Raw genomic sequence first — 22,029 nt, 5'->3', positions numbered from 1 at the left:
AGGTAAAAGATCCTCCTAGCTGAAATAAGCTAGGAGGATCTTTTTGAGTTGGTTTATGATGTTGACTTTACAGAGCGGCTATTTTGTAGCCGATTGAATGATTTCTCGTTCATATGTTCCGTGATGACAAAATCACCGACTGGGCATTCCCATTTCCCTTTTTCGACAACACATTCGCGCAATGTCACTTGGTCATCGTATAAATCTAGTTCCAATGTGTCTTTCAAAAATTGATCGACTTTTTGGTTTGGAACTTTTACATATTCATTGAATTCGAGCTCTTCATTCTTGACAGTCACGTAAGAAGTGACTTGGAAATAACGCATGTGATGGTCTCCTTCATTAAAAACTAACTTCTAGTATAGCCGTTTCTGATGAAAACGGGTACTCAATGTTTCATTTCAGCACGTTCACGCTTCGGAGGTGCTTCGTTGAACGGTTTTTGATGACGAATCATGAGCCAAAAAATGAGACCGAACAACGGGATGTAAGGGAGCGGCCATAAACTCATTTTATAGCGTTTCGCGTCCCGATTCATTAACGTGATTTGAATGAATGCCAACAAGAAGAAATCAACGGTCATCGTTCGAACAAATTGATTGTTCTCCACATATGACCAGTATTCAGCAACATTTCCGGTATTGGCTGCAGCGATGAACAACCCGATTGTCACCAGTAAAAGCACAACGCCGAGGATACGGGTCGGCAGCGGTTTGACCGGGGTCGGATAAGGTGACTGTCTCGCAAAAGCCAAATAAGGAGCGAGTAGAAATCCCCCAACGAAAAAACTGGTGACAGCGGCGATGAGTGGATTCGGTTTGAGCTGATTCACTTCTGACCAAAGAAGTGGAAACATCGCCAGGGGAAACACCCCTAAGATACTAAAGAGCGATAGAGAATAGCCTTCGTACGCCTCGGTATTATAAGTCACAAAATCGAGAAGAAAGCGTCCGTCGAACGGGACATTTGGACCGATGACGGCGAATGCAATTGCCAGTCCCCAAGGAATCAATAAGAATTTTCTTGTCATACGAACACCTCGTCAATGATTGATAGTTGTAGTATACCCTCTTTTGGAGACACGAAAAAATGAGAAGATGCCTGACGCATGTTCTCATTTATTTTCACGTGCATACGTTTTAATCATCGTGACGAGTTGCTGAGTTTCGTCAGCCTTCACATCAAGCATGATTCCATAATCATACAGCGAGCCCGTTTGGCCACGGTGTCTGACATGTCCCATGAGTTCGATCGGTTGAAGCGTCGGAACGAGGTCGAAAAGAAAATGGACCTGTAAATCATCAGAGAGCGGGAAGAGGTAGTCCGATCGCAATTTTAATCCATGAGAACTCACATTGAGGAGCAATCCTTCCCCATCATAGAGTTCTTTTTCTTCCCATACAAGTCGATAAGGGATGGTACGGGGATTCGGTAGGATATAGCGGAACGTCTCCTGTCGGCGATAACGCATCAATTCACCCCATTTCTTTACTTCTTTTATCGGCAAAATTGAATTTAAAATGAAGTGGAAGATTGTATAAAATTATAGTGTACTCGCTTTACAAATTTGAAAGCGCTTTCTATAATGGATGTACGATTTGAATAGGGAGGAGATCAGATGAATGTCCATGATTTACTCCGACGTTACTCGATTCAAACACCAGTCATCTATGAAAAAAAACGTAACGGGGAGTGGGTTAAACTCGAGCGCTTACCTGCTTATACCATTCTTGAAGTCGAAACGAACGATCATACCATCGAGGCGGTCGCGATTGATGCATTCAAAGCGATTACCGTCTGTCGAGAGTCGGCGTCGATTGAAGAAGCCCGTCCGTATGCTGTGCGTATCCTGATTGAACGACCATAAGAAAAGCCGTAACTTCATGTTGAAGTTACGGCTTTTCTTTATGCTGCATCCTGTTCGGTTTCGTCTTGTGGATTTGTTCGTTTTGCGTAATACATAAACGGTGTCGCCATCCACGCGATCACAAACTTTGCCACGTATGTCGTGATAAAGATGTTCCACCAAATGTCCCATTCCATTCCCCAGAATGCGATGATGCAGAACGTGAAAGTATCAATCAGTTGAGATAAGACGGTCGAACCTGTCGTACGAAGCCAAAGCTTCTTCTCGCCCGTTTTTGAACGGATCTTCGAATAGACGAAGACATCGAACAATTGAGAGACCAAATAGGCGGCAAGGCTACCGAGTGTGATCAATGGCAGCATCGAGAAGAGTGCCTCGAAGCTTTCATGCATGAACAGTGCCTCTTCAAACGGCTCATATAAAAGTGCATATTGCATGAGTACCGTTGAGACGATCAAGATGAAAAATCCGAGCCATACGCCTTTACGGGCAGCCGCTCGCCCATGTTTTTCGTTCAGAATATCGGTTGCCAAGTAGAGCGAACCGTAAACGATGTTACCGAGCGTGAAAATATATCCGCCAATTACAATCTGTTGCGTGACTTGGATGTTTGCTACGACCGAAGCCATCGCAATCCAAGCATATAAGCCGACTCGTCCGAATAACTTGTAACTGAGGACGAGTAGTCCGAGTGTAAGGATGGCAGAAGGAATCCATAACCATTCGTTTAGCATGAATCATGCTCCTTCCTCTAACTATTCAATGATTTCAACTTTTCAAGTTTATAGAGGAACGGAAATGATGTCAAGGTGAGGGGGGAGGGAGAGGGTCCACTTAAGTAAACACTGTAAATTATAAAACCTTCTTGTATATCAAAAAAGTGCTAGTGGAAATACCCTGTGAAGTGCAATCGTTCGACAAATTGAAAATCGATTCGACAAAGCGGTGTTCGTGACATGAAAATTAGGAAAGTGGGAACAAAGTGGGAACGGACAAAAAGAAAGCACCTCCTGTCATAAACAGGAAGTGCTTATCACCGCTCAATTGAGCGGTATTCTTGATGCCTCCGACGAGAATCGAACTCGTGCTGCAGCATTACCATTGCTGAGGTCTGCCACTAACCTACAGAGGCGTTACACCAACTATGTTACACAGATTATTCGTCGTTTTCAAGCTTTTTTAGAATAATAAGACCTCCAATCTTCGATAAAGGAAGACTGGAGGTCGAATGCTACATGTTTATTTTGTACGGATCCAAACGGCACCTGCAGAGTTGTCTTTCGCTTCACCGACTACGTCAATGACGAGACCGTATTGCGGAAGTTTGCGTCCTGCATCTGGAATGAGCGAGTTGATGTAAGAGTTTGCATCATTGAACTGCTTCACGCCAGACTGTGCTTTGTAATCGTACACGCCACGACTCGGTGAATCGATATACCAAGCGAGCGTCTTATCGAGACTGAACGCCGCATCAGCAATTTGGTAACGTGTGCTACCTGCGACTGTCTGTTGACCGTTCAAGTTACCGATGAGCGCTTCAGGATGTGAATCGACGACACCGAGGAACCCTTCTCCAGGGTGGACACCGACCCAGTTGTCTGTGTACGAGTCATCACCATACCAAACGACGAGACCTGTGTTGTATTTTACGCCACGGCCGTTGAGAAGTCCCATATCCGACCCAGCGTGGTTACGCCATTCAAGGTAGTAATAGTGTGGTTTTGAATCGTATCCGTCTGAAGAGACGAATCCATCGAGCGTCACGGCTTCAGCGCCTTCCGCATCATCTGCGAAGAGTGTTGCGGATTCTGATTTGATTGACAAGTTGTCGACTGCGAAGCCTTTCATGGCGACGCCGCCGTCTGTCACGTATTCAAAGACGATTTGAACATCTTGTCCAGCGAATTGTGAGAGGTCGTATGATTTGTTGACCCATGCACCGTTCGTCGTCTCAGCAGGGTAGCCTGCTTCGTTCGCACCGTTGACGTCGTCACCGAATACATCGAGAACGACTTCTTGACCACCGCTAAGGGCTTTGATGTACAAGTAATCATAGTCCGATTCGACTTCATAGAATGAATCGAATGCGAGGACTCCGTCCGCACCAAGTTTCACAGCTGGTGTTGCCATCTCAGTATGGATGTCGTCACCTTTTGTCGAGTAATAGTAGCGATCGCCATAAGCTGGTTCGATTCCTTTAATCTTCTTATCAGGAAGGTTGACTTTGACGATGCCTGGGTTGTTTGATTTCGTCACAGATTGGTCGAGTTGTGCGACGAACCCTTGAGAGTTGATGTCTTCAAGGTCGACTTCTGTGATGTTTGCCCAGTTTCCACCCATGATTTTTTGGAAGTATTCTTTGTTTTGTGGTGAGAAGCTTGTTGGCTCCGTACCAGCCACTTTACCAGCCCAGCTACCGCCACTCATGATCGACCATGATTGTACCGGTTCGCCTTGACCTGTGTACTGCGTATCGTACTCATCGGGAAGACCGAGGTCATGTCCGAACTCGTGTGCGAAAACGCCGACCGCACCATCTTCAGGTTGAATCGTGTAATCATATGCAGCCATTTTCCCGCCCCAGTAAGGAACTGCAGCTTCTGTGTTGGCTACTGGATAAACACCATCAAGAACCCAGCGATGTGACCATACCGCATCGTCACCGAGCGCACCGCCACCTGCTTCTTGACCAGTCCCAGCGTGGATGATCATCAAGTGGTCAACGAGACCGTCCGGCTCATTGAAGTCACCGTCTCCATCCAAATCGTAAAGGTCGTATTGATCATGTTCTTTCAAATCGATTCCAGATGCGACCGCAGCATTCAACGCATCTTTGACGAGTTGACGAGGTCCCGGTCCGACGTTATCATGTCCGCCATCACCTTTGTCAGCTCCATAGTCTTTCGCGGTTCCCGGAACGGTCAACCACTCCGAAACCTCACCATCGACCGTATAACTTCCGCCTGATTGTTCTTCATAGTATTGTTTGAACGTTTGGACCTTTTCACCGTTAAAGAGTTCAAATTGTTGATCACCGAACATATACTTTTCGTAATGTTCTTTACTGAAGTTATCGCTGTACATATAGCCCGGCTCTTGGATGATGTTATTGTGTTTGAAGTCGCTGTACTCGACGAGGAGAACGAGGACTTTATCTTCACGTACCGAACCGTTGTATGCAGATTGCTGGGCAGGAGATACTTTTACTTGACCGTTCGGTTTCCCTTTACGGTAATTCCCTTGCCCTTTTTTCGCTTTATCAAGAATTCGTTTTGATTCCTTTTCGAATTGAGTATGTATCTTCTCTTTTGCTTTCGAAGCCTTCTCGTTCACTTTGTCGTCGTGCTTATGTGGATCTTTCGCTTCACCTTGCTTTTTCGCGATATACGCATCGACTGCTTTCATGCGTTCAGATGCGGACAATCCTTTTTTGATGACGCCACGTTTCTCGAGAGCTTTCGCGAGACGCTCTTCATCGATGATGTTGTGGTCGAACGGAGCGAACTCGCTCGTTGTCGGAACCGATGGTGCAACCGAGAGGGGTGCAGCACCAGCTGCCGGAACGATACTGACTGTCATGGCAGATGTCATGAGAGCCGCGAGTGTCGTTCGACGGATGGAACGTTTTTTCATTTGTGTGAACCTCCTGTTAAAAAATAATGGGAAAATGTGTGAGCTTGTTGTAAATGTACTCTTTGTGTCTGATTAATGTCAATATTCAGAAAATAATAAACAAAAAAGGAGTCTAAAGACCTATTTAGTTCAATTTGACTAAATAGACTTAGACTCTAGGTCGATATATCCGTAATGGAACTTCGACGTTTTACGTTTTATGTGAGTGAAACCGTACCGTTCAAAGGTATCGCTCTCAAAATGCGCCTTCAAGACAATTCGTTTCATAGCTACTCGTGTTGCTTCGGTAATCAATTCTTGCGTGAGAGGGGAGGTGTCGGCGATTGTGCGAAGTGGGTTCAGATGAACCGATTCTGAAATCGTCTTTTCAAACATCGGATCAAAGTAAATACAATCAAACGAATTTTCCGCACACGATTTTAAATAGTCGAGAGAGTTGGAGTGAACGACCTCAATGCGTCGCATCGCCTCATTGACCTGCTCATCTTTTTCGACCCATACGGACATGCCTTCCCGGACGAGCTGTGCCGTAATGAATTGACTCTCAAGGCCAATTACTTTACCGGTTGAACCGACGACATGGCTCATGACGATACTGTCCGAGCCGAGTCCGAGTGTACAATCTAGAACATGATCACCTGGATTTGCTTGCATGGCATTAATGAGTGGATCTGATCCACCTCGGCTCAGTTGCTTTACCCGAAAGACGGAGCTCGATGGGTGAAAAAAGAACGGCTCTGTACTATGCAAAGGTGTGAACTCGACACGTCGTTTATCAAAGATAAGTACACCTTGTTGATGACGTTTCTTCAACTCATCAATGGAAAGTTTGCGTCGGTCGACAAATTTCATCTTGTATTCTGTGGCATGCGTATGCGCTCGAGACAAGACATCATCTGTAGGGCGCAAACAAGTAGTGACAATATACATAATCCGGGCTCCTTCATAAAAAATGAGACGCAGTTGCGTCTCATTTTTTCTTACTGAGTAAGTCTGATAATTCATCGATAAGTGCTTTATGAGAAGCGAGTTCTTTCTTCTTCTCATCGTTCACGTTCATCGGACGTTTTGAACGGCTTTGAAGCGCTTCAAGCGTTTCATCGATTGACGACTTCAACGTATCACGTTCTTCAGGTTTCAGAGATACTTCGTGCGGATTTTCGCCAGAAGCATCTAATTCGCGGAGACGTGCCATCAATTGCTTTGCCTCGCGATTCAAATCGATTAACAATCTGTCAATTTGTTCCAATCGTAATTTAATCCCATCACGTTCTGTAAACATCTGTTTCACCTCTTTTTGCGGTTTAACCCTAAGGTCTCTTCCTGTTTACTTTACCATAAAATTAGTTAAACGAAACTACCGGGAATATATTCCATTTATTTTGGCTGTAAGAAACATTGTTTCTCTATCCCCACACGAATGTCACCTGCTATACTAACTGAGCTAATAAGGAGGTGGGCGGATGGAAACGACAAATCATCCACCAAAAGCGCTCAAAGGAGCGATTGTGTCGATTACGGCATATTTGATCTTATCTATACTAAAAGTATTCTTCGGGTACTTATATGAATCTGAAGCGGTCCTAGCCGATGGATTCAACAATACGACGGATATCATTGCATCGGTCGCGGTCTATATTGGCATTCGGGTGGCTGCATTGCCACGGGATGCCGAGCATAAATATGGTCATGCGAAAATGGAGACAATCTCTGCTCTCATCGCTTCATTAATCATGATTGCGGTCGGTATTTTCGTCTTCTTAAACAGTCTATCGAACTTAATTGGGGGCGAGTATACCGAACCGAACCCGTTGGCAGCGGTCGTCGCCTTCGTCAGTGCGCTCGTCATGTTCGGGGTGTATCGGTTCAACTTGAACCTCGCGAGAAAAACAAAGTCATTGGCACTTAAAGCGGCGGCGAAAGACAACTTGGCCGATGCGATGATTTCAGTCGGAGCCACGCTTGGTGTGCTATTCGCTTATTTTCAACTGCCTTGGATGGACACGGTCTTAGCAATTGTGATTGCCGGCATGATCATCCGGACAGCGATTCAAATCTTTTTAGATGCCACCCATCAGCTTTCTGACGGATTCCCTCCACATCTCGTCGAGTCCTATGAGGAAACAATTGAACAATTTGAGCGTGTGAAAGAAGTTCGGGAAATCAAAGGGCGTCATCTTGGGAATCACGTGATGCTCGATGTGACGATTGCAGTCGATGGCGATTTGACTGTGGACGCGGCCCATGAATTGTGTGACGATATCGAACGGAAACTAGATGAAGAGCATGCGGTCGATTCGGTGCATATTCATATCGAACCGGTTTGATGTTCGGTTATCTTTTGCGCTTCATGAAGGGATTCGTTTATAATAAGCGCAGACAGATATTGAACTACTAGTTAAGGAGGGCACGGGATGAACATCGTGCGTCAACCTATTCGCCAGATTGATGAGATTGAATATGAACACTTTCAAAAATATGGAGAAAGTGCATATGGCGTTTCTGCTGAAGAGTTGAAAGGGATCCTCGAGGAAATGGGGGCGGAGCAACTTTATCACGCAGAAGAGCATAGTTATGGAGAAGACTTCTATTACGACTTGATGGTCGATGACAAACTGGTCGGTAAAGTCTTGTTACTCAAGCTTGCCCGCGTATACCAACTCGACCTGATGGTGTTCGATGCGTACAAAAACAAAGGATATGCGACGGAAGGTTTGCGTCTTGCCTTACTGGACTCAAAATTGATGGATGGACAAACAGTCCGGGCTGGCATCCCACCGACGAGCCCACATCAACAAGAGATGCATCATGTTCTTATTCAGAACGGGTTCGAAAAGCGGAACGGTTTGTATTATTTAAATTTTAAGAAACGATATGTGGTAAACCATTAAGCTGACGGCGTCTCGCACGTCAGCTTTTTTCATATGGAGGGGTAAGGATGAAGCAAGTCACCATTAAAGACATTGCGGAGCTCGCTGGTGTCGCCAAAAGTACGGTCTCACGCTATCTGAACGGTGGATCGGTTGGAAAGGCAACAAGGGAAAAACTCGACCGGGTCATTCGAGATACGAACTATGAGCCGAATCAGTTCGCTCAAAGTCTCAAGTCGAAACAGACGAAGATGATTGGGGTCATCGTTCCACGGCTCGATTCGTATGCCGCCTCACGGACGATGATGGGGATTGATGAACAGCTCACGGAACGAGGATATCAAATGCTCGTCGTCAATACAGCACAACAGACGGAACGAGAAATCGAACAGCTATACAATTTAGCCAAACAAAAAGTCGCCGGAATCATCTGGCTTGGAACGACGGTCACGGAACGTCATCTTGAGGCGATTGAGGCGATTCAAATCCCGGTCTTGTTGATTGGTCAGCAACATGACAATGTCCATAGTCTCGTCTATCCTGACTATGATGCGGCCTATGCGCTCGGTAAACAGTTCACGGAGTGGGGTCATCGAAACGTGGTCTATGTCGGGGTGTATGAATCGGATATCGCGGTCGGTCAAGCACGCCGTGACGGATTTTTGAAGGCGTTTCAAGAATCGGAGGCAAATGTCAAAGTCATTCAAACGACGTTTAAGATTGAGGACGCCATTCCAATCGGTGAACAGTTGGCGAATGATGTCGGCACTGTTTCGTTGATTGTTTGTGCGACCGACAACATTGCGTTAGGCGTCTTGAAAGGATTAGCGAATCAAGGGGTCTCTGTCCCGAGAGATGTCTCTGTCAGTGGATTTGGAGGATATGATTTCACGGAAGTCCTGCATCCATCCATCACGACGGTACACCTTCCTTATCGCCGAACTGGTGCGAAAGCTGCCGACATGATGCTACAGCTCTTACACGGTGAACACGTCCCAATGAAAACGTTCACAATTTTTGAATTAAAAGTGCGCGAGAGCGTTGACAAGTTGAATTAAATCGTTTACATTTGTGTTGCGGAACCGGTTCCGCAACATTTTTTATTCTAAAATGGAACCGGTACCAATCGTATAAAGAACTCATATGATTTTTGGAGGTGGACGATATGAACACCGTACATTGTATCGGCGAATTGTTGATTGACTGGGTATGCGAGGATGCGTCTAGCGATCTCGTGAACGGGACGACGTTCGTCAAGAAAGCGGGAGGCGCACCTGCGAATGTCGCGGCAGTCGTCAGTAAGCACGGGGGACAATCCAGTTTCCTCGGACAGGTTGGAGATGACCCGTTTGGTCTCTTCTTGAAACAGACGTTGGTCGAGAACGGCGTCCGAACAGAAAACCTTGTGGAGTCTGGAGATACGACATTCGCATTCGTATCGATTCAAGAGGACGGAGAGCGGGACTTCACATTCCGTCGCGGAAGTGACGGGGAGTATGCCTTCGAGTCGATCGACTTATCGGTGATCGAGTCAAGAGACATCATTCATTTTGGTTCAGCGACAGCACTACTTGAAGGAAAACTGAAAGATGCGTACTTCAAATTATTGCAATTTGCAAAACGAGACGGTTTGTTCATTTCATTTGACCCAAACTATCGTGATGCACTGATCACTGACCTCGAACAGTTTAAACAAGACGCGAGACATTTCATCGCAGAAGCAGACTTCGTCAAACTAAGTGAAGAAGAAGCGCACTTGTTAACCGGAGAAGAACAACTAGAAGACGCTGTTCGTGCACTGCTTGAATTAGGTGCAAAACAGATTGCCATTACACTAGGGTCTCGTGGGACGTTGATTGCGACAAGCACGCATCATGAAATCGTTCCTTCAATCTCAATCGACAGTATCGATTCGACGGGAGCGGGAGATGCGTTCGTCGGAGCTTACTTATATCGGTTGTCAACACTCGGGTTTGACCCGGAGCGCTTACGTTCCGACATTGAATATGCGAACGTAACGGGTGCATTGACATGTACAGCTTATGGCGCAATTCCAGCAATTCCATCACGACAACTTGTGAATGAAACGTTAGGAGGGAAATGAAGATGGATTACAAAAAAGAAGCAGCATCGATATTAGAGGCAATCGGCGGTAAAGAGAACGTTGCGGCAGCCGCGCACTGTGCGACTCGCCTTCGACTCGTATTGAACGATGAGTCGAAGGTCGATGAGAAAGCACTCGAACAACTTGATGTGGTTAAGGGAACATTCTCTACAGGCGGACAATACCAAATCATCATCGGACAAGGTACGGTCAACAAGGTCTATGCGGAATTTTCACAATTGACTGGTCTTGGAGACATGTCGACGACAGACGTGAAGTCAGCCGGAGCGAAAAAAATGAACCCGCTCCAACAGTTCGTCAAAATGTTATCGGATATCTTCGTTCCAATCATCCCGGCCATCGTCGCCGGTGGTCTCTTGATGGGGATCAACAACTTATTGACGGCACCGGATTTGTTCTTTGATGGTCGTTCGTTGATTGACCAGTATCCAGGCATGGCCGACCTCGCAGCGATGATCAATACGTTCGCAAACGCCGCCTTCGTCTTCCTTCCTGTACTCATAGGGTTCTCCGCAGCCAAACGGTTCGGTGGTAACCCGTACCTAGGTGCAGCGCTCGGGATGATCATGGTTCACCCGGACTTGATCAATGCATACGCTCAGGCAAGTGTTGAAGAGATTCCGGTTTGGAACATTTTCGGACTCGAGATTGAGAAGTTAGGATACCAAGGACAAGTCTTACCAGTCCTCGTCTCGACGTACATTTTATCGAAACTTGAAATCAACATTCGGAAGTTCATGCCGGCATCACTTGATATTTTGCTCACGCCATTGCTTTCACTTCTCTTCACAGCATTCATCACGTTCGCCTTCGTGGGTCCAATCACACGCGAAGCAGGGAACTTGATCATTGATGGATTAGTATGGACGTACGATTCACTCGGGTTCGTCGGTGGCTTGATCATGGGTCTTCTCTACGCTCCAATCGTTATCACGGGGATGCACCATAGCTTCATCGCAATTGAGACACAGCTTCTCGCCGATATCGCTGAAACAGGGGGATCGTTCATCTTCCCAATCGCTGCAATGTCAAACGTCGCACAAGGGGCAGCTACCCTTGCCGTCTTCTTCTTGACTGCTGATAAGAAGATGAAAGGTGTCGCCTCAGCATCAGGAATCTCTGCATTACTTGGGATCACAGAGCCTGCCATGTTCGGGGTCAACTTAAAACTTCGTTATCCATTCATCGCAGCCATCGTTGGTTCAGCCGTTGCGTCTGCATTCATCGTTGGAAACGACGTATTGGCAGTAGCGCTCGGTGCTGCCGGATTACCAGGAATTATCTCAATCGCACCGGGTTCGATCATCTCGTATATCATTGGTATGGTCATCGCCTTTGCCGTGACATTCGGATTGACATTCATCCTTGCGAAACGACAAGCAAAAAAAGAAGCGGTCAAACAAGCCGCGTAACGAAAAAGGAAGTGACACTATGAATTGGACGAAGGCCGAACGTTATCGTTCACTCCGTGACGTGAGCGCCCTCGAGATGGAGGTGCTCCGTGCAAAGACGGCCGCATCCCCGTGGCGGTTTGGGTACCACATCCAGCCGCCGACGGGCCTCCTCAATGACCCGAACGGCTTCGCATATTACGATGGAGAGTACCATCTATTCTATCAATGGTTCCCGCTCGGGCCAGTTCACGGTCTCAAACATTGGTATCATGTCAGTTCGAAAGATCTTGTCCATTGGACCGACCGCGGGGTGGCGTTAGTCCCTGAAACGAAAGAAGATTCCCATGGTGCCTATTCAGGAAGTGGTTTCGTTGTGGACGACACCCTTCACGTGATGTATACAGGGAATCATCGTACGGACGATTGGACGCGTCACGCCTCGCAAATCATCGGTGTACTGCGTGAAGGGATGATCGAGCGCCGTAACGTGGCCATCCCGGATATCCCGGCAGGCTATACGGAACACTTCCGAGATCCAAAGGTATGGGAAGCAGATGGCACATATTATGCGATTGTCGGAGCGCAGCGCACTGATGAGACAGGTTGTGTCGTCTTATATCGTTCAACTGACTTAAATGATTGGACATTTTTAGGTGAAGTGAAGACGGGGCTCACCCCATTTGGTTACATGTGGGAGTGTCCTGACGTCTTTGAAATTGAAGGAAAACACGTGCTCATTTTTTCTCCGCAAGGGATTGAGCCGGAAGGTCACCGCTACCACAACATCTACCAATCTGGATATGTCACAGGCACGCTTGATTTGGAGACACTCGTCTTCAAACATGAGTCGTTTGAAGAGCTCGACTTCGGGTTTGACTTTTATGCACCGCAATCGACGGAGCATGACGGGCGTCGTATTCTAGTCGGTTGGATGGGCCTACCGGAAATCGAATATCCGACAGACCGGTACGGCTGGGCACATGCGTTAACACTGCCACGTGAACTATCAGTGGAAGATGGTGTATTGAAACAACGACCTGTCCCAGAAATGAAGCAACTACGACAAGACCAGTTTATTAAAGAATCGAGTACGCTGATCGACATGGTCACTCCTGAACGTTATGAATTGGAACTGTCGACTTCTGGGGAAGACTTCAAACTTGAACTGTTGAAGACAGAAGATGAGTCGCTTGTGATTCGATACGAGAAAGAAACATCCGAATTGACCATCGACCGGACGAATGCAGGTGAACCGTTCGCAACCGAGTTCGGGACGACTCGGACCAAGGTGATCAACGTCACATCCCTTCGGCTGTATGTCGACTCATCGAGTGTCGAGTGTTTCGTCAACGATGGTGACGCTGTGGCCACGCTTCGCGTTTTCCCAAACGATGAAGAGAAACGAGTTCGCTATGTCGGGGACAATGCAAGTGTAGTCGGTTGGAAGTATGAATGAGTGAAAAAGCTGAGCGAACGCTCGGCTTTATTTATTTCCATATTTTGAAACCGTTTTGATTGGATCTACGTATTGAGATAGAGAAGAAAGAGGTGAAAGAATGGAAAAAATGATGAAGTGGGTTGATGCGATTCGAACGATTACCGCACCATTCGGGGATCCAGTGGGAGAAATTGAGAATGAAGAAGTTGAACGTGTGGTGGTGGCAGAATCGGTAGGACTGGGTTCGTTTAATGAAAAAATAGCACTAGAGTTCCACTCGTTGGATCAAGTGAGAGTGTTCGCGGAAATGCTACGAAGTTCAGAAGTAATCGAAGACATCGAAATCGAAGTAGCACCCGATTTTGACCTCATCGTACAATTTAAAGGTGGAGAGCAAGAGCGCTATCAGCTTTGGCTCGGACAACCGGACCATCCAAGTGTGATCACAGAATTTGAACGAACAGACGTTATCTGGAGAATCCCGGAACATACAACGAATCAATTGATTGATGCCCTCGGATTAGAGGCGTAAAAAAGCACCTCTTTTTGAGATGCTTTAGGAGTTAAAACGGATAAATCGTTCGATTTGTCGCTCTGATTTTCTTGCTTGCCGTCCGACCCAAATCAAGTGACCGGGACTGTTCAGAATCGTAAGCTGCGCATGTGGGATCAAGCGCTTCGCGTAATGGGCATGTCGAACAGGAACTGCTTTGTCGTTTTTCGAGTGAATGATATAGGTTGGGCACGACACACCGAGTAACACCTCACTCGAGACACGTTGTTTCAAATCGAACTGTGCGCCAAGTCCAAACGCCATCTGATTCGCGACGCGTTTCAGGAGGAAAATATCATAAGGAGACACCTCTTCTCGAATCGTCTCGAGTGCCAACACGCTCGTCGATTGAATCATACGGGCCGTCGCTTCGAATGGATGTTTATGAATGGCACGAGCAATAAACTGTTTCATGATGTATTGAAGTGCGATAAATGCGGGTTGGACGACATTTTGGCTGACCGTGTCCCGATACGGGAAATCAACGACACTCGTCACGGCGGCAGCGAGGGTCAAACTAAGGACACACTGATTCTGTGAAGCGAGCTCGATCGCGGTCGGTCCTCCGGCAGAGATGCCATAGACATGATATCGATCAATATCTAGCATTTGCATCAAGTGAGAGAGTCGGGATGCAAACAATTGAGGAGATGCTGAAAAAGAGTATGGTGTTTCTCCATATCCGGGTCTAGATGGGACAATGACCCGGAAACCGGATAAAACGAGTTGGTCCACATGGTATGGTTCTAAACTCGATGACTGGGTCCCATGGATCAGTACGATGACGGGACCGTGACCGCGGTCTATATATTCGATTTTTGAGCCGTCGACGTGTGCATAATATTTCAACTTAGATGGCGCCTCCTTAAACGTTTTGTAATGGAAAATACCTTTATTTCGTGGAAATAAAATGATAATGTCTGTTTATACATAATTTAGACAGAGAGACGAAAGGGGATAGAACCGTGAATAACCGAGAGCGGTTACTTGAAGTTCGACGTTTCTTCGAACGTTACACGGACGAAGCGAATCCAAAGACACTAGAAGATTTGCTCGAGTACTTGTCAACGATAGGAGATACTTCTAAGTTAGCAAAAAAATCGGTGAAAGACGATATCCAGGCACTGAATAATTCGGGGTTTGAAGTGCAGGATGAATTGGAGAAGAATGGTCTCGCTAAAAAGTATTGGCATTCGGCCCGCTTATTTGAGATTCATGAACTCCGGATGATGGTCGATGCGATTGTCGCAGCGAAATTTATCTCGGAAGACGTGACCGAGGAAATTGTAGAGAAACTTCAAATGCTGACGAGTATCCCTGAAGCGAAGACGCTACAATCGATCATCAAGACGCCGAAGAAAAAACACGGACACATTCCTTACCATATCGATCGTATCCAACGGGCCATTCATGAACGAAAAGCTATCTCGTTCCAATATACAGACGTCGTCGGATTTGATGTGACGAAACGAACGTTCCCGCTCCGCCGTGACGGAGAGCGATACGTCGTTAATCCAATCGATTTGCATTGGAATCACGAGCAGTACTACTTGATCGGGATCGACGAATCAATCGGAGAAGTGCGGAACTACCGGGTTGACCGCATCGTCAATTCGGAGATTGTGGAAGATGGCACCATTCGTCCGAAGCATCATTTACCTGATGATTACTATCAAAAATCATTCAATATGTATAACGGATCTGATGAACAAATCGTTTTGTCCGTCGACGAACGCGTTCTCCCGGTCATCTTTGACAAGTTAGGGGAAGACGTTTCTGTTTCTGAACATGGAGAACGATTCCTCATCCGTTTCGATGCGGCCGTTTCTGACGGATTTATTTACTGGTTGCTATCTTTGGGTTCACAAGTAGAAGTGGTTGAACCACTCACGCTTCGTGATCATATGAAAGCAACGATTGAGAAGATGGCAATTACTTATGAACATACAAGCATTCATTCCTCCATCGAGTAAGCAGATGTGCTATACTGCTTGCGACACTAGATGAAGGGGGACAGGCGGATGTTGAATTGGATGCCATTGATCATTCCGATTGTCGCTGTCATTTTCGTAACGATCGTCGCAAGACGCGCCATGAAAATGGATAAAGAGAACTAATAGGAAGAGACATCGTCCAGGATTGGGAGATGTCTCTTTCGCTATGGAGGTAGAACGTGGATACGATTACACATACGTTATTCGGTTTGACGTTATATGGTGCAGCCGATAAGCGTGAGTTACAACAACATGAAAAACGAGCCTTATTCGTCACGACACTCGTCGGGAGCCAAATCCCTGACAGTGATGTAATTTCACGGCTGTGGGACACGGAAGGCATGTATCAGATGTGGCATCGCGGCATCACTCACTCGATCTTCCTCGTTCCGCTCTTTGCACTGCTCATCTACATACTGGTTCGCCTTCTCTTTCGAGTGACGGACATCCGCTATTTTTGGTGGGCATTATTGTCTGTCTTCGTACACAATACATCCGATTTGTTCAATGCATGGGGGACAGGGTATTTCGAACCGATCTCGGACGTGAGGATCACATTCGGTGTGATCCCGATTGTCGATTTTGTCTATTGGGGAATCTTCTTGGTCGCCTGGCTCGTCGCACGTAAAAAAGAAGTCCGTTATAAGACGTATCGGTATGCATGGGCTGCCCTCGTTCTTTATGTCGCGCTTCAAAGTGCGCAGGGCGCCTATTTATATCAGTCTTATTCAAAGGAATATGACGAAGTGGCGCTCTCGGCTTCATTTATCCCGACTCAGTTCACGGTCATTACGAAGACTGACGAGGACGTATCGCTCTTTCAAGATTCGATATATCAAGAAGCGACCTTGCAATACGAATTGACGAGTGCCGAAAAGGCGAGTCTTGAACCATTGTTTGAAGCGAATCATGAGGCGCGCACATTGACCAAATGGTCGCCGTTCGTCGTCATCGTAGCAAACGAAGAACGGCTCGGCGTCTTTGACCCGCGGTTTTATGATGGCGAATCCTCATTTTTATATGAATACATCGAAAGGTAGGACAACGGATGGGACGTATACGTTATCTCTTTATCTTCGCTTACGAACAGGCACTTAGTTGTATCTTTCCGGTCGCCATCTTCGGAGCGCTTGCCGTCACAAAGTTTGTAGAGTTACCACTCCCACGATATGACGTTTTACTCATCTGGTGTTTGTTCGTTCAAGTCGTCCTTGTGAAGACGGGGCTCGAAACGATGGAAGAAGTGAAGGTCATCAGCTGGTTCCATGTCATCGGTCTTGGACTTGAATTATTCAAGGTGCAGATGGGGTCATGGAGTTATCCGGATGAGGCGTTCACAAAAGTGTGGGGCGTCCCGCTCTATGCCGGATTTATGTATGCGAGCGTTGGTAGTTACGTCGTCCAGGCATGGCGTCGTCTCGATTTACGATTTACGAAGATGCCGCACCCAATCATCGCCTTCGGACTTGGCATCGCCATTTACTTCAACTTTTTTTGGCACCATGTTTGGTTAGACCTACGGTGGCTGTTGATCGCATTCATCTTTTTGGCGTTCGGTCGCTCGGTTGTCTCGTATAAACTCGACGATCGACGATTTGAGATGCCGGTCGTCCTGTCATTCTTCTTGATTGCCTGCTTTATCTGGCTCGCTGAAAATATTGTCACGTTCTACAACGGCTGGGCGTATCCGGACCAATTGAACGGTTGGGCCATCGTTGATTTAGGAAAACTGTCGTCCTGGTTCCTACTCGTCATCATCAGTATCCTCCTTGTCGCTTGGCAAAAGCGAAAATTGGAGTATGAATTACCTTAAACTCGACATGTGTCGAGTTTTTTTGTGAGGGGACACGAATCCTTTTTTGAAGAAAGTCGTATTGTAAAACGAGGTGATTCGGTTGTTGGAAATTGTACTTACTTGGTTGATTGGATTATTGTGTCTAGGATCTCTTGTCATCTATTGGAGAGAGTGGCGAAAGACTCGGAATCGAGTCAAACTAGGACAAGCTTGTCTCGCAATGTTTTGTTCGTTTCTTGTACTTGGAATGGCAGGCATGGAAACGTACGACCGCATGACGACGAATCACATCGTCGAGACGGGAGAATGTTATGTCGTCGGATCATCGAAGGGCTCATCGAACGTGACGCTATGGTTCGGAGAGCGGTCATACGGCTTCAAGGAAATTCCGGACGTTGCATATGGTCCAGGATATGTGTTTACGTGTCGCGCAATAATGACAAAGCAGATGCAATCAGGAATCGATTATGAGTTGCGATCACTTGACGGTGAGCTATTATATTCAACTCGTTCAGATGATTGATTGCGTGAAACTCAAAAACAAAACGTGTTCAAAGCTAATTTTATAGCTTCGAACACGTTTTACTATGATTGACTCCTGTACGTATGCCATAAAAGCAACATCATGACGATAAAACCCAGTCCTCCGACTAAATTGGTTATGAACAAGATGTGCTGAGACGATAAGAGACGGAGTATGGCCTGCCATATCAAAGACAGTGAAATTACGACAAAAATGAAAACACCAAATGGATTAGCGAGAATCGCAATAAGTTTATGATTCATTGTCATTCACTAAATGACCGGAATTTCTTGAACGCCATACCGATCATTTCGATTCCTTCATCTTGTTTCGTTTTCTCTCTAAAAAGATCGGAAGGATATTCAAAAAGATTGCCGCAACCGTCAAGAACCATAGCGCACGCGACATACCGGGTACGACATCTGTTATGGCACCCCAGTCCTTAGCTTCGACCCACATGTTGAGCAAGCTATATTCGGCGCATAACGTGAGAGCAACTAATGATAGGGCAATCGCCATCGGTAGCTTATAGTCCTTCTCCATCATAAATACGGTCAAATTGATGAGCGTCGCCCCGATCGCCGCCAATCCAAAAATAAACCACATCCTTTAACCCCCTAAATATTTCTATCTATACATTGTATCATACAAATTAACCCAGATAAATTTCAGAAAATTGTTTCTATTTACATAATAAATATGCTAGAATCAGTGGAAAGTGTCTTTGGATATTATTCCCTTTAGAAAATGAACAATCAACCGGACATCCTTTCACACTTTTGATTGAGAGATTTGCATTCAAAAGGAGATAGAACTATGACGAATATTGCTCGGAAATCAGTTCATCTGATAATCGCATTTTTCATCTTGATTGCGATTAGTGCGCTACCGTCGCTCGTCGTTCAGACGGATTTTAGTCTGACGAATTATTGGAACGGCATTCAACAACAGATGGACCAATTACAGAAACTAGAGGACATTACATATTACAACATCACCGCGCAACGTTACTTGCCACTCTTGCCGGCACTTGGACCGCTCGTCAAAGAATCGGTCATCATTTTTACCACGGCACTCGCGGTATCGACCTCGCTAGGATTAATGTATGCGTACTTCTACTATCGGAGCGGGAGACGCGTTCGTACCGTTTTACACCAAACGAGTCAGACGCTCGAGATGGTACCAGATTTATTCTGGTTAATTTTTTCTCAATTTCTTGCGATTACAATCCATAAATCGACAGGGTTCGATCGCATTGAAGTTGCCGGAGGATTCGCAGAGTATATACGGTTTCTCCCAATCGTCACATTGACGCTGACGACATTATTCTTCTTTATCAAATGGTTGACAATTCATATTCATGAACAAGAAGCCATTCCGTATCTCGAACTCGTACAAGCGAAAGGGATTCGACCGAGTGGACTGTTTTGGAAACACTTATTACCAAATATCATCTATCGGTTTTACCTCTTTTTCCGTTCGAACATCATTACCATCTTATCGACACTTTTGATTGTCGAATACTTATTTAACGTTCAAGGGTTATTTCGATTCGCCGTCTACAACCCGCAGATGGAAATCTTACTGGTTATCTTATTCGTCATCTATATCCCGATTTTTCTATTGGATTTACTGATTGAATGGATTATTCCGAATGCATGGAAAGGAGGGATTTGATGCGCCGAGTATTAATACGTGACCCGATTTTCATCTTCTGCTTTGTTATCGTAGCGGGGCTATTGTTGATGAGTTTTGGAAATACCGTGTTTCGTGATGGGAATGTTGATCAAACCCTCATGCTCTACTCTGATGAAGGGAGACTCATTGGAATACCACCATTAGAACCGTCAAAATATCAATGGCTCGGGACGGACAATGCTGGATATGATTTATTCCAAATGCTCGTGGAAGGATTTAAGTGGACCGTTGGCATCTGTGCGCTCGTCGCATTCGGACGGATGGTCATCGGTCTATTGATTGGCATCCCTCTTGCTTTCAGGGGAGCTCGCTTAAATCAATTCTTTAAAACGCTATTGGACGGCTTTTTGATTCTACCGATATCATTGATCGCATTGATGATGTTGGTAGGAACACTGACCTTCTATGATTCGACACAGGTGCCTCCATTATGGGATCGAGTAAAGATTGAACTAATCGTCTTAGTCGTTCTCGGATTACCTGCCGTCACGTTATATCTCATCACAGAGATTCGACAATTGCTTCAACAAGAGTTCATGATCGTGGCTCAGACGCTTGGTGGCAGTGTCTGGCATCGTGTGAGATTGCACCTTTTCCCGCATCTCGTCCCAACCCTCGTGATCGTCTTCATGCAACAGTTTGTTCAGACGCTCATGTTGCTCATTCATCTCTCACTGTTTGGGATTTTCTTCGGAGGAACGGTCATGTTACATGAAGGGATCATGCCGACCGTTTATGAATGGTCTTCGATGTTCGGGTATTATTTCAGACAGTTCACTGCGATGACATGGATGACGAATCATCTATTTCTCGTCCCGGCCATGTCACTTGCTGCGCTCATCTTTATTTTCAACTTGTTGACGAGCCGTCTCGAGCGAGCATTTAAGCTCAGACGTCAAGAACCGGTGGTGACCGAGGCAAGTCTAGCACAATCGGAAGCGGCAGCTGCTTCCCTTTCGAATCCGTTCACCCTTGTTGATTCGACTGTGTCATTAAGGAAGGAACCGGATGATATCGTATGATATGATCCGGTTTTTCTATGTCGAATGGACTGAACGGTCTTGTTTGAAGGAACGTGTATAACAGATTGAGGTGACAATTCATGAATGGAGTGAATCGATATGAAAGCTGCGATTTGTACCACGTATGGGCCACCGGAAGTACTCGTCATTCAAGAAGTGCATCAACCGAAGCCGAAAAGCAATGAGTTACTGATTCAAGTCCATGCATCGGCCGTCCACTCGGGAGACCGACGCCTCCGCGCACTAGACGTTCCAGCATTAGGAAAACTACCGATTCGATTAGTTGTTGGGTTTAAGGCGCCACGTCAACCGATTCTCGGTGTCGTGTTGGCAGGTACCGTCGTAGAAACAGGAAACAGTGTGAAAAACTTTCAGGTCGGAGACAACGTCTATGCCCTCACTGGGATGCGTTTTGGTGGTTATGCGGAGTTTGCATGTGTGAACGAATCGAAATGTGTGTTTCAGATGCCCGCGCATGCCAGCTTTATCGAGGCAGCGGCGCTACCATTTGGTGGGACGACTGCACTACATTTTTTACGGAAGGCACATATCGACCGGGCGAACAACGTTCTCATTTATGGTGGCACAGGTGCTGTCGGTTCGACTGCCGTACAGATTGCGAAGCATTACGGCGTGCATGTCACAGCAGTTTGCCACGAGCGAAACGTTGAACTTGTGAAGCGACTTGGGGCTGATGTGGTCGTCGATTACACGAAAGAGGGGTACGATCTTGAATTAAATACGTATGATGTGGTCTTTGATGCCTCAGGGAAAATCGATAAACGATTAGCGAAAGCCCATGTGAGCGATAACGGGGCCTTCAGTTCTGTCGCGGGGCAAGGACCAGCCAGTGAACGTAAAGAGGATTTGATATTTTTGAACGAATTGTTTGAGTCAGGAGCATTGCAACCCGTCATTGATACGGTATATCCACTCGATAAGATTGTCGAAGCGCACCGATATGTGGACCAAGGGAAAAAGGTTGGAAATGTGATGGTGAGCATTAATGCAGAATAAATTAAATGATAGTATAAAGAGAAGTATCAAATTCTTGCTTTATCGTGGGGTTTGGTCGACAACCTCACTTACATATGAATGGATTCACCAACTAGACAAA

The 22,029-nt window shown here is 46.1% G+C and carries 24 protein-coding genes and 1 tRNA gene; 15 read left to right on the top strand and 10 right to left on the bottom strand.

Annotation, left to right across the window (positions count from 1 at the left end):
- Positions 1 to 53: 53 nt before the first annotated feature.
- From IRJ25_RS06875 to IRJ25_RS06865, 3 genes are all read right to left on the bottom strand, one after another.
- Complete coding sequence (locus IRJ25_RS06875; RefSeq protein WP_078146854.1) at positions 54 to 326, bottom strand: hypothetical protein; 273 nt, start codon at positions 324 to 326, stop codon at positions 54 to 56.
- A 62-nt stretch (positions 327 to 388) separates the two neighbouring features.
- Positions 389 to 1,030 carry a hypothetical protein gene (locus IRJ25_RS06870; RefSeq protein WP_078146855.1) on the bottom strand — a complete coding sequence of 214 codons (642 nt, stop codon included), beginning with the start codon at positions 1,028 to 1,030 and terminating at the stop codon, positions 389 to 391.
- 84 nt (positions 1,031 to 1,114) lie between these two features.
- Positions 1,115 to 1,471 carry a PilZ domain-containing protein gene (locus IRJ25_RS06865; RefSeq protein WP_012726233.1) on the bottom strand — a complete coding sequence of 119 codons (357 nt, stop codon included), beginning with the start codon at positions 1,469 to 1,471 and terminating at the stop codon, positions 1,115 to 1,117.
- Positions 1,472 to 1,618: 147 nt separating this feature from the next.
- Between IRJ25_RS06865 and IRJ25_RS06860 the strand changes: the two genes are divergently transcribed.
- On the top strand, positions 1,619 to 1,867 hold the full coding sequence (locus tag IRJ25_RS06860; protein ID WP_078146856.1) for a hypothetical protein: 249 nt from the start codon (positions 1,619 to 1,621) through the stop codon (positions 1,865 to 1,867).
- 38 nt (positions 1,868 to 1,905) lie between these two features.
- On the opposite strand, the gene IRJ25_RS06855 is transcribed toward IRJ25_RS06860, so the two are convergent.
- From IRJ25_RS06855 to IRJ25_RS06835, 5 genes are all read right to left on the bottom strand, one after another.
- Complete coding sequence (locus tag IRJ25_RS06855; protein WP_269317991.1) at positions 1,906 to 2,601, bottom strand: queuosine precursor transporter; 696 nt, start codon at positions 2,599 to 2,601, stop codon at positions 1,906 to 1,908.
- 327 nt (positions 2,602 to 2,928) lie between these two features.
- Positions 2,929 to 2,999 (bottom strand) — tRNA-Thr (locus IRJ25_RS06850).
- Positions 3,000 to 3,106: 107 nt separating this feature from the next.
- Positions 3,107 to 5,485, bottom strand: coding sequence for an immune inhibitor A domain-containing protein (locus tag IRJ25_RS06845; RefSeq protein WP_441316667.1), 2,379 nt, complete (start codon positions 5,483 to 5,485; stop codon positions 3,107 to 3,109).
- Between the two features lie 153 nt (positions 5,486 to 5,638).
- Positions 5,639 to 6,430 carry a class I SAM-dependent methyltransferase gene (locus IRJ25_RS06840; RefSeq protein WP_214690949.1) on the bottom strand — a complete coding sequence of 264 codons (792 nt, stop codon included), beginning with the start codon at positions 6,428 to 6,430 and terminating at the stop codon, positions 5,639 to 5,641.
- 40 nt (positions 6,431 to 6,470) lie between these two features.
- Positions 6,471 to 6,782 carry a hypothetical protein gene (locus tag IRJ25_RS06835; RefSeq protein WP_012726238.1) on the bottom strand — a complete coding sequence of 104 codons (312 nt, stop codon included), beginning with the start codon at positions 6,780 to 6,782 and terminating at the stop codon, positions 6,471 to 6,473.
- A 181-nt stretch (positions 6,783 to 6,963) separates the two neighbouring features.
- On the opposite strand from IRJ25_RS06835, the gene IRJ25_RS06830 reads away from it, so the two are divergent.
- The 7 genes from IRJ25_RS06830 to IRJ25_RS06800 all read left to right on the top strand — a co-directional run bounded on the left by IRJ25_RS06830 (position 6,964) and on the right by IRJ25_RS06800 (position 13,859).
- On the top strand, positions 6,964 to 7,827 hold the full coding sequence (locus tag IRJ25_RS06830) for a cation diffusion facilitator family transporter (RefSeq protein WP_159562257.1): 864 nt from the start codon (positions 6,964 to 6,966) through the stop codon (positions 7,825 to 7,827).
- A gap of 87 nt (positions 7,828 to 7,914) precedes the next feature.
- Positions 7,915 to 8,391: an N-acetyltransferase gene (locus tag IRJ25_RS06825; protein WP_159562258.1), complete on the top strand. Its 477-nt coding sequence runs from the start codon at positions 7,915 to 7,917 to the stop codon at positions 8,389 to 8,391.
- Positions 8,392 to 8,438: 47 nt separating this feature from the next.
- The gene (locus tag IRJ25_RS06820; RefSeq protein ID WP_214690948.1) at positions 8,439 to 9,428 is read left to right on the top strand and encodes a LacI family DNA-binding transcriptional regulator; all 990 of its coding nucleotides are present in this window, start codon (positions 8,439 to 8,441) and stop codon (positions 9,426 to 9,428) included.
- 107 nt (positions 9,429 to 9,535) lie between these two features.
- Positions 9,536 to 10,474, top strand: a complete 939-nt coding sequence (locus IRJ25_RS06815) for a carbohydrate kinase family protein (protein ID WP_269317989.1) — start codon at positions 9,536 to 9,538, stop codon at positions 10,472 to 10,474.
- Between the two features lie 2 nt (positions 10,475 to 10,476).
- Entirely contained in the window at positions 10,477 to 11,907 is a 1,431-nt protein-coding gene (locus tag IRJ25_RS06810) for a sucrose-specific PTS transporter subunit IIBC (protein WP_214781026.1), read from the top strand.
- A 19-nt stretch (positions 11,908 to 11,926) separates the two neighbouring features.
- Positions 11,927 to 13,345 (top strand): glycoside hydrolase family 32 protein, encoded by a 1,419-nt coding sequence (locus IRJ25_RS06805; RefSeq protein WP_269317988.1) that lies wholly within the window; start codon positions 11,927 to 11,929, stop codon positions 13,343 to 13,345.
- A 100-nt stretch (positions 13,346 to 13,445) separates the two neighbouring features.
- Positions 13,446 to 13,859, top strand: coding sequence for a hypothetical protein (locus tag IRJ25_RS06800; protein ID WP_269317987.1), 414 nt, complete (start codon positions 13,446 to 13,448; stop codon positions 13,857 to 13,859).
- 24 nt (positions 13,860 to 13,883) lie between these two features.
- Here the strand turns inward: IRJ25_RS06800 and IRJ25_RS06795 are convergent, their stop codons facing one another.
- A complete protein-coding gene (locus IRJ25_RS06795; RefSeq protein ID WP_269317986.1) occupies positions 13,884 to 14,729 on the bottom strand; it encodes an alpha/beta fold hydrolase in 846 nt (281 codons plus the stop codon).
- Between the two features lie 116 nt (positions 14,730 to 14,845).
- On the opposite strand from IRJ25_RS06795, the gene IRJ25_RS06790 reads away from it, so the two are divergent.
- The 4 genes from IRJ25_RS06790 to IRJ25_RS06775 all read left to right on the top strand — a co-directional run bounded on the left by IRJ25_RS06790 (position 14,846) and on the right by IRJ25_RS06775 (position 18,192).
- The gene (locus IRJ25_RS06790; RefSeq protein WP_214781035.1) at positions 14,846 to 15,853 is read left to right on the top strand and encodes a helix-turn-helix transcriptional regulator; all 1,008 of its coding nucleotides are present in this window, start codon (positions 14,846 to 14,848) and stop codon (positions 15,851 to 15,853) included.
- A gap of 200 nt (positions 15,854 to 16,053) precedes the next feature.
- Positions 16,054 to 16,914 carry a metal-dependent hydrolase gene (locus IRJ25_RS06785; protein WP_269317985.1) on the top strand — a complete coding sequence of 287 codons (861 nt, stop codon included), beginning with the start codon at positions 16,054 to 16,056 and terminating at the stop codon, positions 16,912 to 16,914.
- 8 nt (positions 16,915 to 16,922) lie between these two features.
- Positions 16,923 to 17,687 (top strand): DUF817 domain-containing protein, encoded by a 765-nt coding sequence (locus tag IRJ25_RS06780; protein WP_074037060.1) that lies wholly within the window; start codon positions 16,923 to 16,925, stop codon positions 17,685 to 17,687.
- Between the two features lie 85 nt (positions 17,688 to 17,772).
- Positions 17,773 to 18,192, top strand: a complete 420-nt coding sequence (locus IRJ25_RS06775) for a hypothetical protein (RefSeq protein ID WP_269317984.1) — start codon at positions 17,773 to 17,775, stop codon at positions 18,190 to 18,192.
- Positions 18,193 to 18,498: 306 nt separating this feature from the next.
- Here the strand turns inward: IRJ25_RS06775 and IRJ25_RS06770 are convergent, their stop codons facing one another.
- Positions 18,499 to 18,798, bottom strand: coding sequence for a hypothetical protein (locus tag IRJ25_RS06770; RefSeq protein WP_269317983.1), 300 nt, complete (start codon positions 18,796 to 18,798; stop codon positions 18,499 to 18,501).
- A 210-nt stretch (positions 18,799 to 19,008) separates the two neighbouring features.
- Here IRJ25_RS06770 and IRJ25_RS06765 point away from each other — a divergent pair, with 210 nt between their 5' ends.
- The 3 genes from IRJ25_RS06765 to IRJ25_RS06755 all read left to right on the top strand — a co-directional run bounded on the left by IRJ25_RS06765 (position 19,009) and on the right by IRJ25_RS06755 (position 21,929).
- Positions 19,009 to 19,869, top strand: coding sequence for an ABC transporter permease subunit (locus IRJ25_RS06765; protein WP_269317982.1), 861 nt, complete (start codon positions 19,009 to 19,011; stop codon positions 19,867 to 19,869).
- Complete coding sequence (locus tag IRJ25_RS06760; protein ID WP_074037056.1) at positions 19,869 to 20,912, top strand: ABC transporter permease; 1,044 nt, start codon at positions 19,869 to 19,871, stop codon at positions 20,910 to 20,912. The genes IRJ25_RS06765 and IRJ25_RS06760 overlap by 1 nt, the downstream gene beginning before the upstream one ends.
- Positions 20,913 to 21,011: 99 nt before the next feature.
- A complete protein-coding gene (locus tag IRJ25_RS06755; protein ID WP_269317981.1) occupies positions 21,012 to 21,929 on the top strand; it encodes an NAD(P)-dependent alcohol dehydrogenase in 918 nt (305 codons plus the stop codon).
- Positions 21,930 to 22,029 lie beyond the last annotated feature (100 nt).

Source organism: Exiguobacterium sp. KJ 601 (assembly GCF_027161185.1).
Taxonomy (GTDB): Bacteria; Bacillota; Bacilli; order Exiguobacteriales; family Exiguobacteriaceae; genus Exiguobacterium; species Exiguobacterium profundum.
Note: the sequence above shows the minus strand (reverse complement) of the source record. Positions and strands in the feature narration are given on the sequence as shown.